A 24759-nucleotide genomic window follows, 5' to 3' on the forward strand; every position below is an offset into this window, starting at 1 on the left:
GAGCGGTGAACCTAGACCAGCACCAGATCGTCAACATGAACAACTTCGCGGTCATATCCGCGGCCCAGCGCCTTGCCCAGCTCGCGCGTGGAGCGGCCCAGCATTTGGGGCAGTTCGGCGGCGGAATAGTTCACGAGCCCGCGCGCAATCACGGTGTTGTCGGTCGAGACCATCTCCACGGCGTCGCCCGCCTCGAAATGGCCCCGCACGGCGGCGATCCCGGCCGGCAACAGTGAGGTGTGGCGGTCGCGGACGGCCTTGACCGCGCCGTCGTCGAGCACCAGCGTGCCCTGCACGGACGCCAGGTGGGCCAGCCACAGGAGCCGGATGGGCTTGCGGGAGCCGTTGACGGAGAACCACGTTCCCACGTCCTCCCCGGCCAGCGCGGCGGCCGCATTGCGCGTGGAGGTGACGAGGGCGTGGATGCCCGAACCGGCGGCGATGCTGGCGGCCTCGACCTTGGTGACCATGCCGCCCGTGCCCACGCCGGCTTTGCCGGTGCTGCCGATCGAGATGCCGTCGAGGTCGTGCGGGCCGGAAACGTGCGGAATCCGCTTGGCGCCGTGCGACGGCGGGCCGTCGTAGAGGGAGTCGACGTCGGAGAGCAGCACCAGCGCGTCGGCGCGGACCAGGTGCGCCACCAGGGCGGCGAGGCGGTCGTTGTCGCCGAAGCGGATCTCATGGGTGGCCACAGTGTCGTTTTCGTTGACCACCGGGACGACCCCGAGGTTCAGCAGCCGGTCCAGCGCGCGGAACGCGTTGGTGTGCTGGCTGCGCCGCATGAAGTCATCAGCGGTCAGAAGCACCTGGCTGACGGTGACCCCGTGCGCCCCGAACGCGTGCGTGTAGCGGGCCATGAGCAGGCCCTGGCCCACGCTGGCGGCGGCCTGCTGGGTGGCGAGGTCGCGCGGGCGCTTCTCGAGTCCCAGCGGGGCAAGCCCGGCCGCAATCGCCCCGGAGGAGACCAGGATGATCTCAGCTCCCGCGTTGCGCTTGTGCGCCAGGGCGTCGGCGAGGCCGGTCAGGGCCTCTTCCGAGATCCCGCCCTTGATGGACGTCAGCGAGGACGAACCCACTTTGACGACGATCCGGCGGGCACCGGACAGCGCGGTACGGTCGGGGGCCCTGAGGGTCTGCGCCTTGAGGTTTTGGGCGCTGGAGTTTTGGGCACTGGTCGGCTGCGACCGGTGCCCGACGACGGTCTTACTCGTCATCGGCTTCGCCCAGCCCACTCTCCTTGAGCGGCCGCGCCCGGCGGCCGCTGACGGATTCGGTCCAGATACCGGCCTTGCGCTCGGCTTCGAGCTCGGCGCGGGCGGCGGCCTTGGCGTCGCGGCGCTCCTGCTGCTCGTCGCGCTTCTGGCCGCGCGTCGGGCGGTCGCCGATGTCGGCGAAGCGCACGTCGGTGCCGCGCGGCGAGGCGAGCAGTTCGGCGCCGGCCATCATGGTCGGCTCCCAGTCGAAGACGACGCCGTCGTCCTCGCCGATCACCACAGTGTCGCCAGGCGTTGCGCCCTGCTTGAAGAGTTCGTTTTCGACGCCGAGCTTGGCGAGGCGGTCGGCGAGGTAGCCGATCGCTTCCTCGTTCGTGAAGTCGGTCTGCTTGACCCAGCGCACGGGCTTGTCGCCGATGACGCGGAAGAGCGGCTCGAGGTTCTTTTCTTCGCGGCGGATCGTGAAGCCGGATTCGTTGACGGCGCGGGGGCGCAGCACGGGGGCCTGCACCTTCGGCGGGGTCGCGGCGACGGCGTCGCGGGCGGCCTTGACGATTTCGGCCATGGCGAAGCCCAGCTGGCGGAGGCCCTCGTGGCTGGTTGCGGAGATCTCGAAGACCTTGTAGCCGCGGGATTCCAGTTCCGGGCGGACGAACTCGGCCATGTCCTTGCCGTCAGGCAGGTCGACCTTGTTCAGCGCCACCAGGCGGGGGCGGTGGTTCAGCGGGACCACTTCGCCGTCGGTGCCGGCGTAGCTCATGTCCACGGCGTACTTCTCGAGCTCGGCTTCGATGATGGCGAGGTCGGAGAGCGGGTCGCGGTCGGCTTCGAGGGTTCCGCAGTCGAGCACGTGCACCAGGGCGGCGCAGCGCTCCACGTGGCGCAGGAAGTTGTGGCCCAGGCCCTTGCCTTCGCTGGCGCCCTCGATCAGGCCGGGGACGTCGGCGATCGTGAAGCGCACCTCGCCGGCCTGGACGACGCCCAGGTTGGGGATGAGGGTCGTGAAGGGGTAGTCGGCGATCTTGGGCCGAGCCGCGGACATCGCGGCGATGAGGCTGGACTTGCCGGCGGACGGGAAGCCGACCAGGGCGATGTCGGCGATGGACTTCAACTCCAGGACGATGTCGCTGGATTCGCCTTCGATGCCGAGCAGCGCGAAGCCCGGGGCGCGGCGCTTCTGCGAGGACAGCGCGGCGTTGCCCAGTCCTCCGATGCCGCCGGCCGCCGCGATGTACTCGGCGCCTTCGCCTACGAGGTCGGCGAGGACTTCGCCGGTTTTGGACTTAACGACGGTTCCCTCGGGAACCGGAAGAATGAGGGTCTCGCCGTTCTTGCCGCCACGCCAGTCACCCATGCCGGGACCGCCGTTGGTGGCGTGCCGGTGGGGGGCGTGGTGGTAGTCCAGGAGCGTGGTGGTCTGCGGGTCGACGCGCAGGATGACGTCGCCGCCATTGCCGCCGTTGCCGCCGTCGGGACCGCCGAGGGGCTTGAACTTCTCGCGGTGAACGGAGACACAGCCGTGACCGCCGGTACCGCCGGATACGTGCAGTACTACCCGGTCTACAAAGCTAGCCACGTGGATCTCCTCAGTGCTGTTCCCCGGACCCCAAAAAGGCCCAAGTTGATTGTAATGCGGTTAAAACACCGGTGGAGCGGACCTAATGGCCCGCCCCACCGATTTAGAACTTGTTGTTACTCTGCAGCTGCAGCAGCCACGATGTTCACAACGCGACGACCACGGCGGGTGCCGAACTCGACAGCACCGGGGGTCAGGGCGAACAGGGTGTCGTCCCCGCCGCGGCCGACGCCGGCGCCCGGGTGGAAGTGGGTGCCGCGCTGGCGGACGATGATTTCGCCTGCGGAAACTACCTGGCCACCGAAGCGCTTCACGCCGAGGTACTGGGCGTTGGAGTCACGACCGTTGCGAGTGGAACTCGCGCCTTTTTTATGTGCCATTTGAAATGCCTGCCTTCAAAAATTCTGGGGAATCTGCTGGAACCTGAACAGTAACGAAGAGTTACTTGATACCGGTGATCTTGACCTTGGTCAATTCCTGACGGTGGCCCTGGCGCTTCTTGTAACCGGTCTTGTTCTTGAACTTCTGGATGACGATCTTCGGACCACGAAGGTCTTCGAGGATCTCAGCCGTAACCGTTACCTTGGCCAGGTCCGCAGCAGCAGACGTGACCTTGTCACCGTCCACCAGGAGCAGTGCGGGCAACTCAAAGGTGCTGCCGGCTCCACCGGGGACGCGGTTCAGGGTAACGAAGTCTCCAACGGAAACCTTCTCTTGGCGGCCGCCTGCGCGGACAATCGCGTACACCACTGGGGAACTCACTTCTCTCGACGTTTATTACTAGATTTGCGTGCGGAACCTGGGGCCAAATTGTTTGGACCGGCTCACGCTGTGCCTCAACGCCGGTGGATTCCCCGGGGGAACCCATGAGCTACCCCCGGAACAAATCCACGTGGAATTCCAAGCGGATAGTTCTCAGGGTCATAACCCAAGTGTTGGCGTAAGCACCGAAGATCTAGAATACGCTAATTTTGCCTTCGGCCGCAAATGAGGCTGGTTCCGGCGGGTAGTCCGTGATAGGCGCCACTGCGTTTTTACGCAGTGTTGCCGCAACGACTTCCGGAACCGTGCCCCACCATCCTAGCGGGTGTGCGGGGCGGGTTGGGTCAGGCGTGCAGCCTCGGCGCGTCGAAGAAGTGCACTTCGTAGCGTGAGGACTGCCGGAAGGCCAGGGCCATGGCCTCCCGTTCGCCGGCGGAGGCCTGCCGGGCCGCCGCATCGGTGTACGCAATCGCTTGCCGGGTCGCGGCGGCAAAGTCCTCATCGGCGTACGTCCGCAGCCAGTCGGCGTAAGGGTGCGCCGCGGGGGCGCCGCCGGCCAGGAATTCCCGGTGCAGGGTGGCCCCGACTTCGGCGTAGAGCCAGAAGCATGGCAGGGCTGCCGCCACGAGCACGCCGTAGCTGCCGGAGACGGAGGCGGCCAGCAGGTGGTCCACGTAGGACTTCGTGACCGGGCCCAGGCCGGCCGCCGCCGGGCGGGTGCTAAGCCAGGAGCGGTGGAGCTCGGACTCGACCTCAAGGCAGGTCTGCGCCGAGCGGGCCCAGAAAAGCTGTTCGGCCTCGGTGGGTGCCAGGGCGGCGGCGCGGGCCAGGACCCGGGAGTAGCCGTTGAGGTAAATGGCGTCCTGGGCCAGGTAATAGGCGAACTCGTGCTCGGGCAGGGTGCCGTCGGCAAGTCCGCGGATAAAGTCCAGGGCATAGATGGCGTCGAGATCGGCCGCGGCGCCGTCGCGCAGGGCCGCGGCGAACTCGCCCTCCGCGGGGCTCTCCGCCGGCCCCTGACTGTACTGGCTGTGCTGAGCGCTCGTGCGGTCCTGCACGTGATGGAAGTGATGGACCGGGCCGTTGCCGGTGCCGACGTCCAGGGCCGAGGCTTCGCGAAGCGCGCCCAGCAGCCACGGCTTGACCTCCCGCAGTGCGGCTTCCCAGTCCCCCACCCGTGCCTGCACCGTGGCCATGGCCGAGGACAGGGAGCAGCCGGTGCCGTGGCTGTTGCGGGTGGCGATCCGCTCCCCCGGCACCACCACGGCCTCCTGCCCCAGCAGCCCTACGGTATTGACCAGCGCATCCGGGCAGCCGTCCCCGGCACTATCCCCGCCACTATCCCCAGCGGGGAGGTGTCCGCCCTTGACCAGGACGGTGGTGCCGGTCAGGGCGGCCAGGCGCTTGCCCTGCGCCAGGGCCTCCGCCCAGTCTGCCGCGACGGGTTCCTTGAGCAGAATGGCGAGCTCGGCAAGATTCGGCGTGATGAGGTCCGCCAGCGGCAGGAGCGCCTGCAGTGCGGCCTCGGCGGATTCCTTCAGGAGCCGGTCGCCGCTGGTGGCCACCATGACCGGGTCCAGGACCACGACGGCGGGTCGCACCTTGTCCAGCCAGCTGCGGACGGCGTCGATCACCGCGGCGTCACCGAGCATGCCGATCTTCACGGCGTCGATGCCGATGTCGTCGCTGATGGCGTCCAGCTGCGCCGTGAGGAACTCTGCCGGAGGAACGTGGACGGCGCGCACGCCCTGGGTGTTTTGCGCCGTCAGGGCCGTGATGGCGGCCATGCCGTAGCCGCCGTTCGCCGCGATGCTCTTCAAGTCCGCCTGGATCCCTGCACCGCCGGACGGGTCCGAGCCGGCGATGGCCAGCACCCGGGGAATGCGCAGCGGCGCAGACGGCGCGGAGGGCAGAAAATTGGGAGGCAGAAAAGCGTCGGGCGGAAATTCAGACGGATTCACTGTTGCGGACAAGTCAGACATCCCTTCGCCGGTGCTAACCGGACAGGTTCAACGGGTCTGGATCTCAGCCGGCCCGATGCGCGGCACCCCGTGTCAGTGGTCAAGCCTAGCCGCTAACCCGGCGCCGCCCTGTTAACGGCGAAGCGGGCCCGGGCCGGAGCGGACGTATTATTACGCCCGCTCCGGCCCAAACCCGCAATCTACACAACAGCCCGACCAGTGGTGGAAGGGATCAGCCGTGGAGGACTACAGCTCCGATGCCGGCACGCCAACCCCGAGAATGATCGGCTCGTTGCCGACCGGGATGGCCGGCCTGGCCACGGCGGGTGCCTTGGCCTCGTGAACCGAGCCGGCCGCGGCCGGCCGTGTTGCCTCGCGGTGCTCCACGGAGGTCTCGTTGGCCGCACCCTGGGCGCGGCTGGCACTCCGGTTGCGGCGCCCGCGGCGGCCGCGCGGCGTTCCGGTCTCCGCTGTCCGTGAAGCCGGCGCCTCGGCGCGCGCAGGCTCGGGTGCGGCCGTGGCCTGAGGCTCGTGCCGGGCCTGGGCGGCCGCCTGCTCGCCGGCCTGGGCCTCAGCCTCGCCCAGGTTGGCGAAGGCCTCGGTCAGCAGGTCCAGCGTCAGGGACGGCTCCGGTGTTCCCTCGGCGTGCTCGACGAACGGCAGGGCCACCTGCTCACCGCCGAACGTCAGCACAGCCGCGGGACGGCCGGCCGCCTCTTCCGTGGCGGCAAGCTTCGTGACGGCGTCGACGGCGGCCTGGCGGGCCCCGGCTTCGCTGGCAGCGGCCGCTTCCCCGTCGTGCAGGTGCGCGGCGTGGGCCGCGGCGGCGATGTTCGCCAGCGCGGCACGGGTGGCTTCAGCCTTGGCGTGGCGCTCGGCCTCGGTGGGCTCGGCGTGGACGGCGGCCGGTGCGGACGGAGCGGACTCCGGGCCCTGGCCCCGGCCGCGGCGACGGCTCTTGCGTTCGGTGCGGGCGGCAGGCTGGGCCTCGGCTCGCGGGACGTAGTGCTCGGCCGCGACTGTGTTGGCCCGGCGGTGCTCGACGGGTTCGTCATGGGTGACGATGCCGCGGCCCGCGCACGCTTCACACTGTTCGCCGAAGACTTCCAGCAGCCCGGTACCCATCCGCTTGCGGGTCATCTGCACGAGGCCCAGCGAGGTCACCTCCGCCACCTGGTGCTTGGTGCGGTCCCGGCCCAGGCACTCCACCATGCGGCGGAGCACGAGGTCGCGGTTGGATTCGAGCACCATGTCGATGAAGTCGATCACGATGATGCCGCCGATGTCGCGCAGCCGCAGCTGACGGACGACTTCCTCGGCCGCTTCCAGGTTGTTCTTGGTGACGGTTTCTTCGAGGTTGCCGCCGGAGCCGGTGAACTTGCCGGTGTTGACGTCCACCACGGTCATGGCCTCGGTGCGGTCGATCACGAGGGACCCGCCGGAGGGCAGGAAGACCTTCCGGTCCAGGGCCTTGTGGATCTGCTCGTCAATGCGCCAGGCAGCGAAGATGTCCGTGTCCTTGGTCCACTTCTCGAGCCGGCCCACGAGGTCCGGCGCCACGTAGGTCACATAGGCCTCGATGGTGTCCCAGGCTTCCTCGCCGGAGACGATCAGCTTGGAGAAGTCCTCGTTGAAGACGTCGCGGACCACCTTGATGGTGAGGTCAGGTTCGCCGTAGAGCAGCTCGGGGGCGAGGATCTTCGTCGAGGTCGACTGGCTCTCGATGCCTTCCCACTGCGCGCGGAGCCGGTTGATGTCGTGCGTCAGCTCTTCCTCGGACGCCCCTTCGGCCGCGGTGCGGACAATGACGCCCGCGTCTTCGGGCAGGCGGTCCTTGAGGATCCGCTTGAGGCGGTTGCGTTCGACGTCGGGCAGCTTGCGGGAGATGCCGGTCATGGAGCCGCCGGGCACGTACACCAGGTAGCGTCCGGGCAGCGAGATCTGGCTGGTGAGCCGGGCGCCCTTGTGGCCGACGGGGTCCTTGGTGACCTGGACCAGGACGGAGTCGCCGGACTTGAGCGCGTTTTCGATCCGGCGCTGCTTGCCTTCGAGGTTGACGGCGTCCCAGTTCACTTCGCCGGCGTACAGGACGGCGTTGCGGCCGCGTCCGATGTCCACGAAGGCAGCTTCCATGGAGGGCAGCACGTTCTGGACCTTGCCCAGGTAGACGTTGCCGATCAGGGAGTCCTGCTGGGTCTTGGAGACGAAGTGCTCGGCCAGGACACCGTCTTCGAGGACGGCGATCTGGATTCTGTCGTCGCGCTGGCGGACGATCATCTGCCGGTCTACGGATTCACGGCGGGCCAGGAACTCGGCTTCGGTGATCACGGTGCGGCGGCGGCCGGTGTCGCGGGATTCGCGGCGGCGCTGCTTCTTGGCCTCGAGGCGGGTGGAACCCTTGACCGAGGTGACGCGGTTGTTGACCGGGGCTTCGCTGATGGCCCGCGGCGCGCGCACGCGGGTCACGGTGTTGGGCGGATCGTCGTCTCCCCCGCCGGTCAGTTCCAGGTCCTGGTCACCGCGGCGGCGGCGGCGCCGGCGGCGCGAGGTCACGCCGTCCTCGAGCGTCCCCTCCTGGCCCTCCTCGCCCTCTTCCTCGGTGCCTTCAACCTCGGTGTCGGACTCGGCGGACGTGCGGGTGCGTCCGCGGCGGCCACGGCTGCGGCGGCGACGGCGGCTGCCGGCGTCCTCGTCCTCGTCGCCTTCTTCGTCCTCGGGCTCCGCTGCCGCGGCCGCCGGGGCCGGACGCACCACGGTGCTGAGATCCGGGGCCTGGAAGATCACGGAGGTGAGGGCACCCGGTTCCAAGAAGAGCGATGCGGCAGGGCTTTCCGCCGGCTGCTCATCTGCCGTGACGGGCTGTGCAGCCTGTGCCTGTGTTTCGGCGGGTGCGGCCGCCGCTTCTTCGGTTGCTTCTTCGATTTCTTCTTCCGCCGCAGCTACTGCGGGGACCTCGTCGACCTTCGGAGCGGCCTTAGCGCGGCTGGCGCGGCTGGCGCGGCGCCGGACCGGCTTTTCCGCAACGGCGGACTCTGTTGATTGTGCTGCTTCGGCGGGAGCTTCCGCGGCGGCGGCGTTAGCTTCGGGTTCGTCGGCGAAGGCCGGCAGGGGCTCCGGCGCGGCAACCGGCTTGCGGGCACGGGTGCGCCGTGCGGGTGCTTTTGCCTTGGGTTCGGGGGCCGCGACCCGTTCGGCGGCGGCGAGCGGCTCATCCGAGGCGGTTGCTGCGGCCAAGGCCGCGGCTTCGGCCACAGCTTCGGCGGCCGCCGCAGGGTCGACCTTCGCGACGGGTGCCTTGCGGCGGGTCCGGACGGCCCTCTTCGGCGCTACCGGAGCCTCTGCTTCCGCACTTGCGGCCATTTCCTGCGTTTCCTCGGCAACAACTAGTTCTTCGTTACCGGCTACAACCTGATCATTATCCATATGTGGCGACACTCCTGCCCCTGATGCGCCGCCACATTCGGCGCCCGTTGGGGCAAATATGCGTCAACACCCGCAGGCATTGACAGAAGTCAATTGGATACCCTCAGGTTCGCACCGGCAGTGGGGTGCGGCAGCCCTGGAGGGCCGGCGAGATTGTTTTGGAACCCGTTGACCTACATGCCACAACCAGGTGCCGTCCAATGGCATTGCGGGACAGCTGGAATCAGAGGATCCGCAGCTCCCTGCTCATCATTGGCGGTCTTGAAACAAAATCGCCGGACCGGAATCCGGATGTGGATCGGGTTCCAGCCACGATCATTGTCTCACAAGAGCCGTCAAAGCTGGCTTAGGCAAGGCCGGAAGTGCCCCCGGCTGCGGGCCGCGACGGGACAGACAGGGGCGTTTCCCGGCGCCGTCCAGCCCGCGGCGCTACAATCGGGGCCAGAAGCACCCGATCAAAAGGACCCATATTCCATGCCCAGCATCTCCAGCACTGCCGGTGACGCGACCGCGCACCAACCGGGCTCCGGACCGGCCCCCGCGGACCGGCCCCTTCCCACCATGACCCGCGACCGGCCGTTCGCCTGGCTCCTGCTGATCACCGGCGTGATCGGCTGGCTCGCATCCGGCGCCCTGGTGCTGGAGAAGCTCGAGGTCCTGAAGGACCCCAACCACGTCACGATCTGCGACGTGAACCCGTGGATCTCCTGCGGCCAGGTCATGCAGACGCCGCAGAGTTCGGTGTTCGGCTTCCCAAACATGTTCATCGGAATCGTCGCGTTCGCGGTGATCGTCACCACAGCCATGGGCATCCTGGCCGGCGCCAGGTTCGCCCGCTGGTACTGGCTGGGGGTTCAGACCGGCGTAACCCTGGGCTTCGTGTTCGTGGTCTGGCTCTGGTCCCAGGCCCTGTACTCCATCCACATCCTCTGCCCGTTCTGCATGATCGTCTGGGCCATAATGATCCCGATGTTCGTCTGGGTGACCATCCGGAACATCTCCCACGGCGTGATCGCCCTGCCCGTCGGCCCCACCAGGGTCCTGGGCGAGGCCGGCTGGATCATCACGGCGCTGCTCTACGTCGCCGTCATCGCCACGATCTTCTTCGCCTTCATCCAGGTTTTCATCGGGACCTCCGGGTATTAGGAACCGCGCCCCGGGAAAACGAGCTGACAGAAAAGGCCAATGTTCTTCGCGAACATTGGCCTTTTCTGTTACCCCGGTGCGGGGTACACCCGGAAATGAGGGCTAGAACCAGATCTTGATCTCGCGCTCGGCGGACTCCACCGAATCCGAACCGTGGACCAGGTTCTGCTGCACGGCCAGGCCCCAGTCGCGGCCGAAGTCGCCGCGGATGGTGCCGGGCGCCGCCGTCGTCGGGTCCGTGGTGCCGGCGAGGGAACGGAAGCCCTCGATCACGCGGTGTCCCTCGAAGATCGCGGCGACAACAGGGCCGCTGAGCATGAACTCAACCAGCGGCTCGTAGAACGGCTTGCCGACATGTTCCTCGTAGTGCTGCTCCAGCAGCTCCCGGCTCGCATCGACTTTCTTGAGCTCGGCCAGGGTGTAGCCCTTGGCTTCGATCCGGCTCAGGATGGCGCCGGACAGGTTGCGGGCGACGCCGTCGGGCTTGATCAGGACGAGGGTGCGCTCAATGCTCACAGCTGCTCCAATGTGTTGGGGTGGGGTTCGGGTCAAGTCTACGGGGTTCGGGCTACGTGTTCCGGGCGTCGGCGCCAGGCGTTTGTTCCGGCCCGCTGACCGCGGGATGGGCCGCTTCCCATTCAGCCTGTTCGCGTTCCCGCTGGGCCGCCTCCCGGTCAATCCGGATGCCGGTGCGGATGCCGTACCACCAGGACACGGCAAAGAGGGCGCCGACGACGTACATGGCGGGCTCCACGAGGCCCCCCAGGATGAGCACCAGCTGCAGGATCCAGCCCAGGGCCACTCCCCACGGTTTCGAGAGGACCGCGCAGGTCAGGACGAACACGAGGCACAGCCCGATCCCCACCGAGAAGACCAGAGCCGGCGGGAACTCGTTCCGGTGGAGCCCAAAGACGGCCAGCGTCCCGAACAGCACCACAAACGCTTCCAGCAGCAGGACCGTGGAGGCGAACATGACCTTCGTGGAACGCCGCTTTTTGGGCATGCCCGGGCGCCATTCGCGCTGGGCTTTGGTGAGTTTGGCCATCGCTTAAGCGTCCGCCTTTCCGAGCAGGATCCGGGCATCGGCAACAAGCGTGATCGACCCGGTGACCAGGACGCCGCCGGCGAGCTCGTCGTCGGCTTCGGCGCGTTCCACGGCCCATTCCAGGGCGTCGTCGAGCTTCGCGGCGACATGGATGTTGTCCTCGCCAAAGCCCAGATCCATCGCGATCTCGGCAAGGTCCTCGGCCGGGACGGCCCGGGGCGAGTTGGACTCGGTGAAGCAGTATTCGGTGGCGAGCCCGCCCAGGGATTCCTTGAGCTGGCGGAGGATCTCCTCGGCATCCTTTTCCCGCAGGACGCCGACCACCACCACGAGCTTGGTGAAGTTAAAGGCCTCGTGGATGGCCTCGGCGGAGACCCGGATGCCTTCCGGGTTGTGCGCCGCGTCCACGATGATGGTCGGCGCGGTGCGGACCACCTCGAGCCGGCCCGGGGAGGTGACGGAGGCGAAGGCCTCCTGCAGGATCTCGGCGTCGATCGCCTTTTCCGCGCCGAAGAACGCTTCCAGCGCGGCGATCGCGACGGCGGCGTTCTCGGCCTGGTGTGCGCCGTGCAGCGGCACCAGCAGGTCCTCATAACGGCCGGCGATGCCCTGGATGGTGACCATCTGGCCGCCGACGGCGACAGTGCGGGATTCGACGCCGAACTCCACGCCCTCGAAGCGGAACGGCACGTTGACTTCCTTGGCCTTTTCCAGCAGGACCTGGGCCGCGTCGACCGGCTGCGCCGCGCTGATGAGGAAGCCGCCGGGCTTGATGATGCCGGCTTTCTCGTAGGCGATGTCCCCGGTGGTGTCGCCCAGCAGCTCCGTGTGGTCCAGGGAGATCGGGGTGACCACGGACACCTGGCCGTCGCCGACGTTCGTGGCGTCGGTGATGCCGCCCAGACCCACCTCGATCACGGCGACGTTGACCGGCTGGTCCGCGAAGACCGCGAAGCCCAGGATGGTCAGGCACTCGAAGTACGTCAGCCGGGGCTGGCCCTCGGCCTCGAGTTCGCTGTCCACGATCTGCAGGTAGGGGCGGATCTCGTCCCAGATACGGACGAAAGTTTCGTCCGGCACCGGGGCCCCGTCGATGCTGATCCGTTCGGTGACCTTGGACAGGTGCGGGCTCGTGTAGCGGCCGGTGCTCAGGCCGTGGGCCCGCAGGCCGGCCTCGATCATCCGGGCCGTGGAGGTCTTGCCGTTGGTGCCCGTGACGTGGATGATCGGGAAGGCCTTGTTCGGCTCCCCCAGGATCTCCATGGCACGGTACAGCGGGGCGAGCCGCGGCTCCATCTTGTTTTCCGGCGCCCGGCCCAGGAGCTCGGCGTACACGCTTTCTACGGAGAATTCGTCGGTCATGGCTTAGGCCCCTACTTCTGCAGCGGTCTTGGCAACACTGACCTGCGGTTCTTTGACGTCGGCCGGGACGGTGTCCAGCCGGACCGTCAGGGTTTCGGTGGTGACGAGCGCCGCGTTGGCCAGGAGGGCATCGATGATGTCCTGCTTGGCGGTGACGGTGGTGTGGATGCGGTCGCTGACGTTGAGTCCGGCGTCCTTGCGGGCCTGCTGGATGGCGCGGACCATGTCGCGGGCCGCACCTTCGGCTTCCAGTTCGGGCGTGACTTCGGTGTTGAGGACCACGAAGCCGCCGCCGGGCAGGACAGCCGCCGCACGGGATCCCTCGCCCTCCGCGGCCTCGGCCACGACGGTTTCCAGGGTGTATTCCTGCGGCTCGAGCGCGAGCCCTCCGGCGGTGACCACACCTTCGTCGCTGACCGACCAGTCGCCGGACTTGGAACCCTTGATGGCCTGCTGGACGTTCTTGCCCAGGCGCGGGCCCGCGGCGCGGGCGTTCACCACGAGCTTCTGCTCGATGCCGAACTCCTCCGGGGAGGCGTTCTCGGCGTCGAGCAAGCGGACCGAGCGCAGGTTCAGTTCATCGGCGACGACGGCGGCGAAGCCTTCCAGCGCGTCCGCGCCGGGTGCCACGACGGTGAGTTCCTGCAGCGGCAGCCGAACGCGGAGGTTTGCGGCCTTGCGCAGCGAGGAGCCGGTGGAGCAGATCTGCTGGACACGGTCCATCGCCTCGACGAGGTCGGCGTCGGCCGGGAACAGGTCGGCGTCCGGCCAGTCGGCCAGGTGCACGGAGCGGCCGCCGGTGAGCCCGCGCCAGATTTCCTCGGTGACCAGCGGCAGGAGCGGGGCCGCGACCCGGCAGACCGTTTCCAGCGCCGTGTATAGGGCGTCGAAGGCGTCGACGTTCTCGTCGAAGAAACGCTGGCGGCTGCGGCGGACGTACCAGTTGGTGAGCATGTCGAGATAGCCGCGCAGTTCGTCGCAGGCGCCGGAGATGTCGTAGTTGTCCAGCTGGGCGGTCATGTTCCGGACGAGGTCCCCGGTGTTGGCCATCAGGTACTGGTCCAGGGTGTCGGCGTAGCCGTCGTAGCGGAGCTGCGCGTCATACCCCTGCCCGCCATGAGCCGCGTTCGTGTACAGCGTGAAGAAGCTGTACACGTTCCACAGCGGCAGGATGACCTGGCGGACGCCGTCGCGGATGCCCTGCTCGGTGACCACGAGGTTGCCGCCGCGCAGGATCGGGCTGGACATCAGGAACCAGCGCATGGCGTCGGAGCCGTCGCGGTCCAGGACCTCGGAGACGTCCGGGTAGTTGCGCAGGCTCTTGGACATCTTCTGCCCGTCGGAGCCCAGGACGATGCCGTGGCTGATGACGTTGCGGAAGGCCGGCCGGTCGAACAGCGCGGTGGAGAGGATGTGCAGCATGTAGAACCAGCCGCGGGTCTGGCCGATGTACTCGACGATGAAGTCCGCCGGGTTGTGGGTGTCGAACCATTCCTCGTTCTGGAACGGGTAGTGGACCTGGCCGTAGGGCATGGAGCCGGAGTCGAACCAGACGTCCAGGACGTCCTCGACGCGGCGCATGACGGACTGGCCTTCCTCCGGGGTGCGGGGGTCGTCCGGGTTCGGGCGGGTGAGGTCGTCGATGAACGGCCGGTGCAGGTCCACCTGACCGTCGTTGTTCAGCGGCAGGCGGCCAAAGTCGGCCTCGATCTCGGCGAGCGAGCCGTAGACATCGGTGCGGGGGTAGTCCGGGTCGGTGGACTGCCACACCGGGATGGGGCTGCCCCAGTAGCGGTTGCGGCTGATGGACCAGTCGCGGGCGTTGGCGAGCCACTTGCCGAACTGGCCGTCCTTGACGTTGCCCGGGATCCAGTTGATCTCCTGGTTGAGCTCGGACATGCGGTCCTTGAACTTGGTGACCTCGACGTACCAGGAGGAGACGGCGCGGTAGATCAGCGGGTTGCGGCAGCGCCAGCAGTGCGGGTAGCTGTGCTCGTAGCTGGCCTGGCGGACCAGGCGGCCCTGGGCGCGGAGCACCTGGGTGATGGGCTTGTTGGCCTCGAACACCTGCAGCCCGGCGATTTCGGCGAGGTCGCCGTGGCCGAAGAGCGGCAGGAACTTGGCGCCCTCGTCGACCGACAGGACGACGGGGATGCCGGCCTCTTCACAGACCTTCTGGTCGTCTTCACCATAGGCGGGAGCCTGGTGGACGATGCCGGTGCCGTCGGTGGTGGTGACGTAGTCGGCCACGAGGAAGCGCCAGGCGTTCTCGGTGCCGTACTTCTCGGCGTCGTGGAAGTAGTCCCAGAGCGGCGCGTACGTCAGCCCTTCGAGCTCGGCGCCGGTGTGGCGTGAGGTGACGGCGGCCTCGGCGGCAGCCACGCCCTCGGCGCCGTCGCCGTAGCCGAGGTCCTTGGCGTAGGCGCCCAGGAGGTCCGAGGCGAGCAGGAAGCTGCCCGTCACGGGAGCTTCGGCCGCGGCGGCCTTGATCCCGTGCGGGCCGGCCGGCAGGACCGCGTAGCTGATGGCGGGCCCGACGGCGAGCGCCAGGTTGGTGGGCAGCGTCCAGGGGGTGGTGGTCCAGGCGAGCGCCTGCACGCCGGCGAGCTGCTTGGACAGCTCCGACTCCCCTGCCGTGATGGGGAAGGTGACCGTGACGGTCTGGTCCTGGCGGTTCTTGTAGACGTCGTCATCCATGCGCAGTTCATGGTTGGACAGGGGCGTCTCGTCCTTCCAGCAGTACGGCAGCACGCGGTAGCCGTTGTAGGTCAGGCCCTTCTCGTGCAGCTGCTTGAAGGCCCAGAGCACGGACTCCATGTACTCGACGTTGAGCGTCTTGTAGTCGTTCTCGAAGTCCACCCAGCGCGCCTGGCGGGTGACATAGCTCTTCCACTCGTCGGCGTACTTCATGACGGAGGCACGGCAGGCATCGTTGAACTTGTCGATGCCCATGGCCTCGATCTGGGTCTTGTCCGTCATGCCCAGCTGCTTCATCGCTTCCAGCTCGGCGGGCAGGCCGTGCGTGTCCCAGCCGAAGCGGCGCTCCACGCGGCGGCCACGCTGGGTCTGGTAGCGGCCTACGAGGTCCTTGGCGTAGCCGGTCAGGAGGTGGCCGTAGTGCGGCAGGCCGTTGGCGAAGGGCGGGCCGTCGTAGAAGACGAATTCGTTGCTGCCGTCTTGGCCGGCGTCGCGCTGGTCGATGCTGGCCTGGAAGGTGCCGTCCCGGTCCCAGTACTTGAGGATGCGCTCTTCGATCTCCGGGAACTTCACAGAGGCGGACACGCCGGAGGTGTTGGAAGCTGAGGTGGTGGAACCGGCGGGTGCGGCTGAGGCCTTGGGGTAATGGGTCATCTCGACATCCTGGGTTGAGCGGCGAACACATGTATTCATTCAGGATGCGAGGACGGCTCCTGCACTGTCTTTCGACAACACCGGCACCGCGGTACCACCTCACTTACCGCCACCGGGCCCGCACCCTTTCGGGAAAGGGGCTGCGCCGGCGTCGGCCGCTCATTACTGCTGTGACGGGCTTACCCGTCCGGTTCTACTGGCCCTGCACGCGCTGCCGCGACGACGTCGCCACCGCACGCGGGGGTGTTCTTCCGGAAGCTCACCGGTGATGGCCGGGTCAAAGCTGCTACGTCGATGTTACTGCAAATCATTGCCCCACAAGGAGCGACCGGCAGTGACAGGCAGTGACACCGCCCGGCAAACGTGCGCTCAGGGGCGACGCGGACGGCCGGACTGCTTAGACTCTTGCCATGACCGACCCCCGGCCGCCTCGGGCCGACCCGTGATGAGCCGCCGCGCGAGCCGCCGCTGGCAGGTGTCCTCCGCCCTGTGCGCCGCGCCAGTGGCCGTGGCCTCCGTGTTCCGGGCGGTCCCGGCGCCGTGGCCGTCGCCGGTGGTGCAACTCGTGGCCTTCACGCCCTGGTTTATGCTTCCGGCCGGGGCAGCCTTCCTGCTGGCGCTGCCGGGACGCCGTCCGTGGGCGGTCCTGCCCGCCGGCGCCCTGCTGGCCCTCCAGCTGCTCTGGTTGTTCCCGCCGGACCGGTTAGCGGAGCGGCTGCCGGGCCGGCCGGGTGATCCGCAGCAGGGCACGGGGCAACAGCCCGCGGCCGAACTGAAGGTGATGACCCTCAACGCCTGGAAAGGCCAGGCGGACGCCGCGGAGGTGGTCCGGCTGGTGCGCGAGAACGGCGTCGGTCTGCTGGCCATCCAGGAACTCTCCCCGGCCTTGGAACAACGGCTCGACGCCGAGGGGCTGGACGCACTGCTGCCGTACCGGATCAGCCGCCCGACGGTCGGTGCGGGCGGCGGCGGCGTGTATTCGTCCCGCCCGATCGTAGCCGCGGACTCCCTGCGCGGCTCCGCCTTCCACATCGCCACCGTCCAGTTGGACCTGGGCCGGCATCCGGGCGCCGACGCCGGCGGCCGGCCGGTCTCCCTCTCGGTGACCAATGTGCACACGAAGGCTCCGGTGTGGGGCCGGGCCGGGCAGTGGCGCAGCGAACTGGCCGCTGTGGGCCGCCTTGCCGACCGTCCGGGCAACGTGCTGCTGCTGGGTGACTTCAATGCCACCTACGACCACGCCGAGTTCCGCCAGATGCTCAAGCGCGGTCCGGGCGGCCAGGGCGCGGCCGGCGACGGCGGGACCCTCGTCGACGCCGGGGTCGCGGCCCTGGCCCGCCTGGTTCCGACGTGGCCCAAGGCCGGCCCGCCGCTGCCCGGCGTGGTGATCGACCACATCGTGACCAGCCCGCAGGTGCGCAGCCACAGCTATTCCGTGCTGCCTGTGGCCGGGACGGACCACGCTGCGGTTCTGGTGACGCTGTCCGTGCCGGCCGACGGCTGACCCCCGCGCCGCGAGACCCGACAGCGCAGCGCCGGGGGCCGGCTCAGGCCTTGCGGATCACCTTGAAGTTGGAGGCCTGGGCTACCGGGCGGATCACGATCTCGTCCAGGTTGACGTGGTGCGGGACGGAGACTGCGTAGCGGACCACGTCCGCAACGTCTTCGGCGGAGAGCGGCTTCTCGACCCCGGCGTAGACCTTGGCGGCCGCGTCCTGGTCCCCGAGGCGGTTCAGTGCGAACTCCTCGGTGTAGACCAGGCCAGGGGCCACTTCGATCACACGAACGTTGTGCTCGGCTTCTTCGAGCCTCAGGGCGCCGGTCAGGGCGTGCTGGGCGAACTTGGCCGCGTTGTAGCCGCCGCCGCCCTCGTATGCCGCGTACCCGGCGGTCGAGGTCAGGTTCAGCACGGTGCCTTCGCCGCAGGCCCGCAGCATGGGCAGGAACGCACGGATCAGCTTCATGCTGCCCAGCACGTTGACCTGGTACATCCATTCCCAGTCCCCGGTCTTCGCCTCGGCCACCTTGTCGGCGCCGCGGGCCCCGCCCGCGATGTTGATCAGGGTGTCGATGCCGCCGGCCCGGGTCACCTCGTCGAGGAGCCGGGCGACGTCGGCGTCGTCGGTCACGTCGGCCGGAAGCGCGACGGCGCCGGTCCCGGCGGCGAGCGCTTCGAGCCGGTCCGCGCGGCGCGCGACCGCGAACACGGTCCAGCCTTCCCTGCGGAGCGCCCGCACGGTGGCTTCGCCGATCCCGGTGCTGGCGCCGGTGACCACGGCTGCCTTGGCCGCTGCTGCCGGGGCTACTTTTGCGTTGTTGTCGATTCCCTCAGTCATGGCACCACCCTAACGGCAATGCCGGGCTCAGTTCCCGCTGCGGCCGCCGTGCTGCAGGAACTCCTTGAGCGCCGTCGTCGTCCGCGGGGGCGTCATATACGCGCTTGATCACGAAGGTTCCGGCACCGCTTTCCGGAGAATTGACGATTTGCGCATGCTACTGCAGGTCGGCGCTGCGGGCCGTGGAAGAATTGACCCATGGCTGAAGACAATCAGGGTACAGACACGCCCACCACCGCCCCCATCAACGTTCCGGACAAGCCCGCCCTGGAGGGATTGGAAGGCGCCCTCACCCGGCGCTGGCTTGACGAAGGGACCTACAAGTTCAACCCGGACACCACCCGGGAGCAGGTCTACTCGATCGACACTCCCCCGCCGACGGCGTCGGGCTCCCTCCACGTCGGACACATGTTCTCCTACACGCAGACCGACGTCCTGGCCCGCTACCAGCGCATGACCGGCAAGAACGTCTTCTACCCCATGGGCTGGGACGACAACGGCCTGCCCACCGAGCGCCGCGTGCAGAACTATTACGGCGTGCGCTGCGATCCGGCGATCGCCTACGACGCCGACTACCGTCCCCCGGCCGAGCCCGCCAAGAACCAGCGCGACTTCGACGTCATCTCCCGCAGGAACTTCATCGAGCTGTGCGAGGAGCTCGCGGTCGAGGACGAGAAAGTCTTCGAGCACCTGTTCCAGACCCTGGGCCTGTCCGTGGACTGGAACCTGACCTACCGGACGATCGATGACAAGTCCCGCGCGATCTCCCAGCGGGCCTTCCTGGCCAACCTGACTGCCGGCGACGCGTACATGGCCGAGGCGCCCACCCTGTGGGATGTCACCTTCCGCACCGCGGTGGCCCAGGCCGAGCTTGAGGACCGCGAAGTCGCGGGCGCCTACTACCGCTACCCGTTCTTCACCGCCGAAGGCGAGAAGATCTTCATCGAGACCACCCGCCCCGAGTTGCTGGCCGCCTGCGCCGCGCTGGTGGCGAACCCCGACGACGAGCGGTACCAGCCGCTGTTCGGCAAGAAGGTCACCTCTCCCCTGTTCGGCGTCGAGGTGGAGGTCAAAGCCCACCCGCTCGCGAAGGCGGACAAGGGCTCGGGCATCGCCATGGTCTGCACCTTCGGCGACCTCACCGACGTCACGTGGTGGCGCGAGCTGCAGCTGCCCACCCGCGCGATCGTGGGCCGCGACGGCCGCATCATCGGCGAGACCCCGGAGTGGATCACCACCGAGGAAGGCCGCGCCAACTTCGCGGCAATCGCCGGCAAGACCGTCTTCAGCGCCAAGGAGGGCGTGGTGGAGCTCCTGGCCGCGGCGGAACTGCTCGACGGCGAGCCCAAGAAAATCATGCACCCGGTGAACTTCTTCGAGAAGGGCGACAAGCCCCTCGAGGTCGTGACGTCCCGCCAGTGGTACATCCGCAACGGCGGCCGTGACGAGGACCGGCGCGAACGGCTGATCGGCCGCGGCAACGAAATTGAGTTCCACCCTTCCTTCATGCGCTCCCGCTACGAGAACTGGATCTCGGGGCTCAACGGCGACTGGCTTGTGTCCCGCCAGCGCTTCTTCGGTGTCCCGGTACCGGTCTGGTACCCGCTGGACGCCGACGGCAACCCCGATTACGACGCCCCGATCCTGCCCGCGGACGCGCAGCTGCCCGTGGATCCGGCCGCCGACGCCGCACCCGGTTACGAGGAAGCCCAGCGCGACGTGCCGGGCGGCTTCACGGGCGACGCTGACGTCCTGGACACCTGGGCCACGTCCTCGCTGACCCCCCAGATCGTGGGCGGCTGGAGCACCGACGAGGCACTCTTCGCCAAGGTCTACCCGTTCGATGTGCGCCCGCAGGGTCACGACATCATCCGGACCTGGCTCTTCTCCTCCGCCGTACGCGCCGACGCGCTCCAGAACACGGCGCCGTGGAAGCACGCTGCCATCTCCGGCTGGATCCTGGATCCGGACCGCAAGAAGATGTCCAAGTCCAAGGGCAACGTGATTGTCCCCACGGACGTGCTGGATGAATACGGCTCCGACGCCGTGCGCTATTGGGCCGCCTCCGCCCGACTCGGTGCGGACACCGCGTACGAGATCGCCCAGATGAAGATCGGCCGCCGCCTGGCCATCAAGCTCCTCAACGCCTCCAAGTTCGTCCTGAACCTGGGCGCCACGGAGGACTCGGTGGTTGCCGGCGACCTGTCCGCGCTGAGCAACCCCCTGGACCGCGCCGTCCTGGCCCAGCTCGCCGACGTCGTCCACCAGGCCACGAAGGCGTTCGAGGGCTACGACTACGCCCGGGCCCTGCAGATCACGGAGAGCTTCTTCTGGAACTTCACCGACGACTACGTGGAGCTCATCAAGGACCGTGCCTACGGTGCCGCCGGCGAGGAGCAGCAGGCGTCCGTCCTGGCTGCCCTGGCGACGAGCCTGGACACGCTCCTGCGGCTCTTCGCGCCGTTCCTGCCGTTCGCCACGGAGGAAGTCTGGAGCTGGTGGCGCACCGGTTCCGTGCACCGCGCCCAGTGGCCGTCCGCGGTCGAGATCGACGGCGACACGAACCTCCTGGCGACGGTCGGCACCGCGCTCAGCGGCATCCGCAAGGCCAAGTCCGAGGCCAAGGTCAAGCAGCGCACCGAGGTGCTCTCTGCCGCCATCACGGCACCGGAGGCGATCATCACCCAGCTGAAGGCAGGCCTGGCCGACCTCAAGGCCGCGGCCAATGCGCGTGACATTTCGCTCGTGGCCGGCGACGGCGAGTTGGCCGTCAGCGGCGTCGTGCTGGCAGCTCCCGAGGAGCCCGCCCACGCGTAGCGGGGTAGCGAGGTAGTCCCGGCAACCAGGACGAGGGCCCTCCGCCCGGCTCAGGCCGGGCGGAGGGCCCTCGCTGTGTTTGTGCTGGTTTGGTTGTCCTCAGACCTCGAAGGAGGTCTCGAAGTGGGTCAGGACCGGCGGGGCGGCCAGGAGTTCTCCCAGCCCGCTCGCGCCGTCGCCCGCGCGCCAGGTGCGATATGCGGCGTCGTGTTCCAGCGACGCCCACTGTTCGACCACGAGAAAATGCGCCGGATCGTTGCTGTCGACGAGCACGTCGACCCCGAGGCAGCCGTCAAAGGCCCGTGTGTCAGTCAGAATGTCGCGGAGGACTGCCGGTGCCGTGGGCAGGGCTTCCGCTTTAAGTTTCAAGTCAAGGTGGGCTGTGACGGGCATGGCGCTCCAATGTTCGCAGGTGGGCACAGGACACAACCGGGCAGGATGCCCGGCGATCACGGCACGGGGACCGCTGCCCTTGCATTGGAAGCAACAGCCAGGGCGCCGGGCATGTTCCCTCGGCACTGGACCCGGGTCTTCTTTCGCGGCCAGACGCCCGAACGCCGGCTATACCGCGCCCCTGCGAGAGGTCACCCGGTGCGGGTGAGGCGCCGCCCCTCCCTGGGGGCACAGAATGAAGCTGCGGCGGTCCGTCGGATCGCATACTACCCAAGGAGAAACGGAGGTCATTCGCATGGCTGACACATTCGATGAACTGGGGCCGGTGGACTGGCTCGTCGTGGAGTTCCCGGGTCCCAACTTCGGCAACGGCCAGATCGCCCCGTTCCTGGAGGACCTGGTCCAGCGAGACCTGATCAGGGTGCTGGACATGGTGTTCCTGAGGAAGACCGAGGACGGCACGCTCGAGACGGCGGAGATCTCCGACCTCGACCCAAGCGAACTCGGCGAGGTGCGCACGGCCGAGGCCGACCTGGCCATGGTGCTCTCTGAGCAGGACGTCATGGACCTGGCCGAGACGATCGCGCCCGGCCACTCCGCCGCGGTGCTCGTCTGGGAGAACCAGTGGGCGGCCCCGTTCGGCACGGCAGTCCGCAAGGCCGGCGGCCAACTGGTGGCCAGCGGCCGGATCCCGACCCAAGCCGTCATTGCCGCCTTCCAGGCCGACGCCGACGCCGAAGCCGAGCCCTCCGAAGAAGCGAAAGAAGGAGCCTGACATGCCACTGGCAGCACGACGCAGGCGCAGGACCGCCGCCGCCGTCGGCGGGGCCATTGTCGTCGCCCACGGGATTAACCGTCGCGGTGACCGACGTGAGGACCGCCGGGATGACCGCGGCGACCGCCGGGAAGATCGCCGCGACCGCCGCGACTGACACCCGCAGGTGCGCATGACCCGTCTGCGGTCATGCGCACCTCACGACGTTCACCAAAAGTGGATCCGAGTTTTGGGCCCCTTTTCTTGGGCGACCTGTTTTTGGGCAAAGGGGAAGCCCCATCAGCGTTAGCCGTTGGTGGGGCTTCGACTTTTCGATTGTCACGTGACGTCTTAGACAATCTGGCGGGATCCTTAGATTTCCAGGTCTTCCTACCTCGTCACTGGTAGCCATCATCTGACTTTGCCGAAGGCTGCGTCGGATGAGTGTCACTGAATCTTTGGTTCCTGCGTCCCTCTTCTTTCGAAGTGGGTAAGTTCCATTGTTCTCCTCGGCCCCGACATGCACAAGAGGCCGGGAAGAACTACATCGCAGTAATTCTTCCCGGCCTCCGGAGTCTGGCCGCGGCGGCCGGGGCTCAGTCGAAGACGGGGCTTTCGGTCCGGCTGCGCTTGATCTCGAAGAAGTACGGGAACGACGCCAGAGTCACGGTGGCGTCCCAGAGGCGGCCTGCCTCCTCGCCGCGCGGGATGCGGGTCAGGACCGGGCCAAAGAACGCGGTGCCGTTGAAAGCTACCACCGGCGTGCCGACGTCCTGTCCTACCAGCGAGATGCCGGCCTCGTGGCTGGCTCGCAGCTGCGCATCGAACTCCTCCGACTGGCCGGCCGCGGCAAGTTCGGCCGGCAGTCCGGCCTCGGCCAGGGACTTGGCGATGACCTCATCGATGTCTTTGATGCCTTCGTTGTGGATCTTCGTGCCCATGGCGTCGTAGAGGGGTTTGATGTACTCGGCACCGTGCTGCTCGGCGGCGGCCGTGATGACGCGAACGGGAGCCCACGCTTTCGTCAGGAACTCCTTGTACTGCTCGGGCAGTTCTTCGCGGCCCTGGTTCAGCACGGCGAGGCTCATCACATGCCACTCGGTCTTGATGTCGCGGACGTCTTCCACTTCGCCGATCCAACGCGAAGTGACCCAGGCGAAGGGGCACATCGGGTCGAACCAGAAATCGGCCTTATTGGGAGCGGTTTCAGACACAGGCGGTCTCCTCAGGAAAATCTTCGGGGCATGGCACACTCAACGCGCACCAGTAATGTATAGCGATGAACTAAGCGGATTTATTCCTGCGCTTGGCCACGACGTCGTGGGCGATCATCGTGGGCTGCGATTTCTTGGCCACCACATCGGCCGTGATCACTACGCTGGCGATGTCGTCGCGGCTGGGGAGGTCGAACATGACCGGAAGCAGCACTTCCTCCATGATGGCCCGGAGCCCGCGGGCCCCCGTCCCGCGTTCCAGCGCCTGGTCGGCGATCAGGTTCAGGGCCTCTTCGTCGAAGATCAGCTCCACGCCGTCGAGCTGGAACATCTTCTGGTACTGCTTGACCAGGGCATTCTTGGGCGTGGAGAGGATCTGGATGAGCGCAGCACGGTCCAGGTTCGACACGGTCGTGATGACGGGCAGCCGGCCGATGAATTCGGGGATCAGGCCGAACTTGAGCAGATCCTCGGGCATGACCTCGCCGTAGGAATCCGTGGTGTTCTTGACCTCGTTAAGCGGGGCGCCGAAGCCGATGCCCTTGCGTCCGGAGCGTGAGCCGATGATGTCCTCGAGCCCCGCGAAGGCACCGGCCACGATGAACAGCACGTTGGTGGTGTCGATCTGGATGAATTCCTGGTGCGGGTGCTTGCGTCCGCCCTGCGGCGGGACCGAGGCGACGGTGCCTTCGAGAATCTTCAGGAGCGCCTGCTGCACGCCCTCGCCCGAGACGTCCCGGGTGATGGACGGGTTTTCGCTCTTGCGTGAGATCTTGTCGATCTCATCGATGTAGATGATGCCCTGCTCGGCCTTCTTGACGTCATAGTCGGCGGCCTGAATGAGCTTGAGGAGGATGTTCTCGACATCCTCGCCGACATAGCCGGCCTCGGTCAGGGCCGTGGCGTCGGCCACCGCGAACGGGACGTTGAGGCGGCGCGCCAGGGTCTGGGCCAGATAGGTCTTGCCGCAGCCGGTGGGGCCGATCAGGAGGATGTTGGACTTGGCGATCTCGACGTCGTCGTGGTGCACGCCGTCGGCAAGGCTGCCGCTCTTCGGCGCGTGGCCGGCCTGGATGCGCTTGTAGTGGTTGTATACAGCGACGGCGAGCGACCGCTTGGCGGGTTCCTGTCCGATCACATATTCCTGCAGGAAATCGAAAATCTCGCGGGGCTTGGGCAGTTCGAAACTGCCGAGGTCAGCTACTTCCGCGAGTTCTTCTTCGATGATCTCGTTGCAGAGTTCGATGCACTCGTCGCAGATGTAGACGCCGGGCCCGGCAATGAGCTTGCGGACCTGCTTCTGGCTCTTTCCGCAGAAAGAACACTTCAGCAGATCAGTGCTCTCGCCAATCCGAGCCATGTGTGAACCCCTTTAGTAGCTTGCTGCTGGCTGTGACATGTTCCA

General features: G+C 67.5%; 19 protein-coding genes and 1 riboswitch. Of the genes, 5 read left to right on the plus strand and 14 right to left on the minus strand.

All coding sequences use genetic code 11. The features are described 5' to 3' along the window. Nucleotides 1-11: 11 nt before the first annotated feature. The 6 genes from proB to BLR03_RS14295 all read right to left on the minus strand — a co-directional run bounded on the left by proB (nucleotide 12) and on the right by BLR03_RS14295 (nucleotide 8936). Nucleotides 12-1214: a glutamate 5-kinase gene (proB, locus tag BLR03_RS14270; protein WP_254788500.1), complete on the minus strand. Its 1203-nt coding sequence runs from the start codon at nucleotides 1212-1214 to the stop codon at nucleotides 12-14. After that, nucleotides 1204-2790 (minus strand): GTPase ObgE, encoded by a 1587-nt coding sequence (obgE, locus tag BLR03_RS14275; protein WP_091253670.1) that lies wholly within the window; start codon nucleotides 2788-2790, stop codon nucleotides 1204-1206. The genes proB and obgE overlap by 11 nt, the downstream gene beginning before the upstream one ends. Before the next feature lie 116 nt (nucleotides 2791-2906). Beyond that, complete coding sequence (gene rpmA / locus BLR03_RS14280) at nucleotides 2907-3170, minus strand: 50S ribosomal protein L27 (protein ID WP_009372867.1); 264 nt, start codon at nucleotides 3168-3170, stop codon at nucleotides 2907-2909. 61 nt (nucleotides 3171-3231) lie between these two features. Beyond that, nucleotides 3232-3540, minus strand: coding sequence for a 50S ribosomal protein L21 (gene rplU / locus BLR03_RS14285; RefSeq protein ID WP_018773353.1), 309 nt, complete (start codon nucleotides 3538-3540; stop codon nucleotides 3232-3234). Nucleotides 3541-3896: 356 nt separating this feature from the next. Continuing rightward, entirely contained in the window at nucleotides 3897-5534 is a 1638-nt protein-coding gene (locus tag BLR03_RS14290; protein ID WP_175460559.1) for a bifunctional hydroxymethylpyrimidine kinase/phosphomethylpyrimidine kinase, read from the minus strand. Beyond that, nucleotides 5517-5614, minus strand: a riboswitch (TPP riboswitch). Its footprint overlaps the gene before it by 18 nt. A gap of 145 nt (nucleotides 5615-5759) precedes the next feature. Continuing rightward, complete coding sequence (locus BLR03_RS14295; RefSeq protein WP_091253673.1) at nucleotides 5760-8936, minus strand: Rne/Rng family ribonuclease; 3177 nt, start codon at nucleotides 8934-8936, stop codon at nucleotides 5760-5762. Between the two features lie 474 nt (nucleotides 8937-9410). On the opposite strand from BLR03_RS14295, the gene BLR03_RS14300 reads away from it, so the two are divergent. Continuing rightward, complete coding sequence (locus tag BLR03_RS14300; RefSeq protein WP_091253676.1) at nucleotides 9411-10082, plus strand: vitamin K epoxide reductase family protein; 672 nt, start codon at nucleotides 9411-9413, stop codon at nucleotides 10080-10082. 102 nt (nucleotides 10083-10184) lie between these two features. Here the strand turns inward: BLR03_RS14300 and ndk are convergent, their stop codons facing one another. From ndk to ileS, 4 genes are read right to left on the minus strand one after another with little or no spacing between them, the layout of a single operon-like run. Continuing rightward, nucleotides 10185-10598, minus strand: a complete 414-nt coding sequence (ndk, locus tag BLR03_RS14305; RefSeq protein ID WP_091253679.1) for a nucleoside-diphosphate kinase — start codon at nucleotides 10596-10598, stop codon at nucleotides 10185-10187. Nucleotides 10599-10650: 52 nt separating this feature from the next. Continuing rightward, complete coding sequence (locus tag BLR03_RS14310; protein WP_091253682.1) at nucleotides 10651-11127, minus strand: DUF4233 domain-containing protein; 477 nt, start codon at nucleotides 11125-11127, stop codon at nucleotides 10651-10653. Between the two features lie 3 nt (nucleotides 11128-11130). Further along, a complete protein-coding gene (locus BLR03_RS14315) occupies nucleotides 11131-12489 on the minus strand; it encodes a bifunctional folylpolyglutamate synthase/dihydrofolate synthase (protein WP_091253686.1) in 1359 nt (452 codons plus the stop codon). A 3-nt stretch (nucleotides 12490-12492) separates the two neighbouring features. Next, nucleotides 12493-15840, minus strand: a complete 3348-nt coding sequence (ileS, locus tag BLR03_RS14320; RefSeq protein WP_091253689.1) for an isoleucine--tRNA ligase — start codon at nucleotides 15838-15840, stop codon at nucleotides 12493-12495. A gap of 445 nt (nucleotides 15841-16285) precedes the next feature. On the opposite strand from ileS, the gene BLR03_RS14325 reads away from it, so the two are divergent. Continuing rightward, a complete protein-coding gene (locus tag BLR03_RS14325; protein ID WP_254788502.1) occupies nucleotides 16286-17344 on the plus strand; it encodes an endonuclease/exonuclease/phosphatase family protein in 1059 nt (352 codons plus the stop codon). Nucleotides 17345-17387: 43 nt separating this feature from the next. On the opposite strand, the gene BLR03_RS14330 is transcribed toward BLR03_RS14325, so the two are convergent. Next, a complete protein-coding gene (locus tag BLR03_RS14330; RefSeq protein WP_091253691.1) occupies nucleotides 17388-18176 on the minus strand; it encodes an SDR family oxidoreductase in 789 nt (262 codons plus the stop codon). Between the two features lie 198 nt (nucleotides 18177-18374). Here BLR03_RS14330 and valS point away from each other — a divergent pair, with 198 nt between their 5' ends. Then, nucleotides 18375-20993, plus strand: coding sequence for a valine--tRNA ligase (gene valS, locus BLR03_RS14335; protein WP_091253694.1), 2619 nt, complete (start codon nucleotides 18375-18377; stop codon nucleotides 20991-20993). A 99-nt stretch (nucleotides 20994-21092) separates the two neighbouring features. Here the strand turns inward: valS and BLR03_RS14340 are convergent, their stop codons facing one another. Continuing rightward, nucleotides 21093-21386, minus strand: coding sequence for a putative quinol monooxygenase (locus tag BLR03_RS14340; RefSeq protein ID WP_091253697.1), 294 nt, complete (start codon nucleotides 21384-21386; stop codon nucleotides 21093-21095). Between the two features lie 295 nt (nucleotides 21387-21681). On the opposite strand from BLR03_RS14340, the gene BLR03_RS14345 reads away from it, so the two are divergent. Both BLR03_RS14345 and BLR03_RS24455 read left to right on the plus strand, forming a co-directional pair. Continuing rightward, entirely contained in the window at nucleotides 21682-22161 is a 480-nt protein-coding gene (locus tag BLR03_RS14345; RefSeq protein WP_091253699.1) for a DUF6325 family protein, read from the plus strand. Between the two features lies 1 nt (nucleotide 22162). Then, nucleotides 22163-22318 carry a hypothetical protein gene (locus tag BLR03_RS24455; RefSeq protein WP_156135027.1) on the plus strand — a complete coding sequence of 52 codons (156 nt, stop codon included), beginning with the start codon at nucleotides 22163-22165 and terminating at the stop codon, nucleotides 22316-22318. 418 nt (nucleotides 22319-22736) lie between these two features. Here BLR03_RS24455 and BLR03_RS14350 read toward each other — a convergent pair whose 3' ends face one another. Both BLR03_RS14350 and clpX read right to left on the minus strand, forming a co-directional pair. After that, a complete protein-coding gene (locus BLR03_RS14350; RefSeq protein ID WP_091253701.1) occupies nucleotides 22737-23354 on the minus strand; it encodes a mycothiol-dependent nitroreductase Rv2466c family protein in 618 nt (205 codons plus the stop codon). Nucleotides 23355-23424: 70 nt separating this feature from the next. Then, nucleotides 23425-24714: an ATP-dependent Clp protease ATP-binding subunit ClpX gene (clpX, locus tag BLR03_RS14355; RefSeq protein WP_091253704.1), complete on the minus strand. Its 1290-nt coding sequence runs from the start codon at nucleotides 24712-24714 to the stop codon at nucleotides 23425-23427. Nucleotides 24715-24759: the final 45 nt, after the last annotated feature.

This window comes from Arthrobacter sp. ok909 (assembly GCF_900104405.1).
GTDB classification, from domain to species: Bacteria; Actinomycetota; Actinomycetes; order Actinomycetales; family Micrococcaceae; genus Arthrobacter; species Arthrobacter humicola.

Bases quoted from the DNA above. Each gene is read 5' to 3' on its own strand.
- BLR03_RS14310 (WP_091253682.1), bottom strand. From the start codon at position 11,127: ATGGCCAAACTCACCAAAGCCCAGCGCGAATGGCGCCCGGGCATGCCC.
- rpmA (WP_009372867.1), bottom strand. From the start codon at position 3,170: ATGGCACATAAAAAAGGCGCGAGTTCCACTCGCAACGGTCGTGACTCC.
- BLR03_RS14325 (WP_254788502.1), top strand. From the start codon at position 16,286: ATGAGCCGCCGCGCGAGCCGCCGCTGGCAGGTGTCCTCCGCCCTGTGC.
- BLR03_RS14315 (WP_091253686.1), bottom strand. From the start codon at position 12,489: ATGACCGACGAATTCTCCGTAGAAAGCGTGTACGCCGAGCTCCTGGGC.
- BLR03_RS14290 (WP_175460559.1), bottom strand. From the start codon at position 5,534: ATGTCTGACTTGTCCGCAACAGTGAATCCGTCTGAATTTCCGCCCGAC.
- clpX (WP_091253704.1), bottom strand. From the start codon at position 24,714: ATGGCTCGGATTGGCGAGAGCACTGATCTGCTGAAGTGTTCTTTCTGC.
- BLR03_RS14345 (WP_091253699.1), top strand. From the start codon at position 21,682: ATGGCTGACACATTCGATGAACTGGGGCCGGTGGACTGGCTCGTCGTG.
- BLR03_RS14330 (WP_091253691.1), bottom strand. From the start codon at position 18,176: ATGACTGAGGGAATCGACAACAACGCAAAAGTAGCCCCGGCAGCAGCG.
- BLR03_RS14300 (WP_091253676.1), top strand. From the start codon at position 9,411: ATGCCCAGCATCTCCAGCACTGCCGGTGACGCGACCGCGCACCAACCG.
- BLR03_RS14295 (WP_091253673.1), bottom strand. From the start codon at position 8,936: ATGGATAATGATCAGGTTGTAGCCGGTAACGAAGAACTAGTTGTTGCC.
- valS (WP_091253694.1), top strand. From the start codon at position 18,375: ATGGCTGAAGACAATCAGGGTACAGACACGCCCACCACCGCCCCCATC.
- BLR03_RS24455 (WP_156135027.1), top strand. From the start codon at position 22,163: ATGCCACTGGCAGCACGACGCAGGCGCAGGACCGCCGCCGCCGTCGGC.
- proB (WP_254788500.1), bottom strand. From the start codon at position 1,214: ATGACGAGTAAGACCGTCGTCGGGCACCGGTCGCAGCCGACCAGTGCC.
- ileS (WP_091253689.1), bottom strand. From the start codon at position 15,840: ATGACCCATTACCCCAAGGCCTCAGCCGCACCCGCCGGTTCCACCACC.
- BLR03_RS14340 (WP_091253697.1), bottom strand. From the start codon at position 21,386: ATGCCCGTCACAGCCCACCTTGACTTGAAACTTAAAGCGGAAGCCCTG.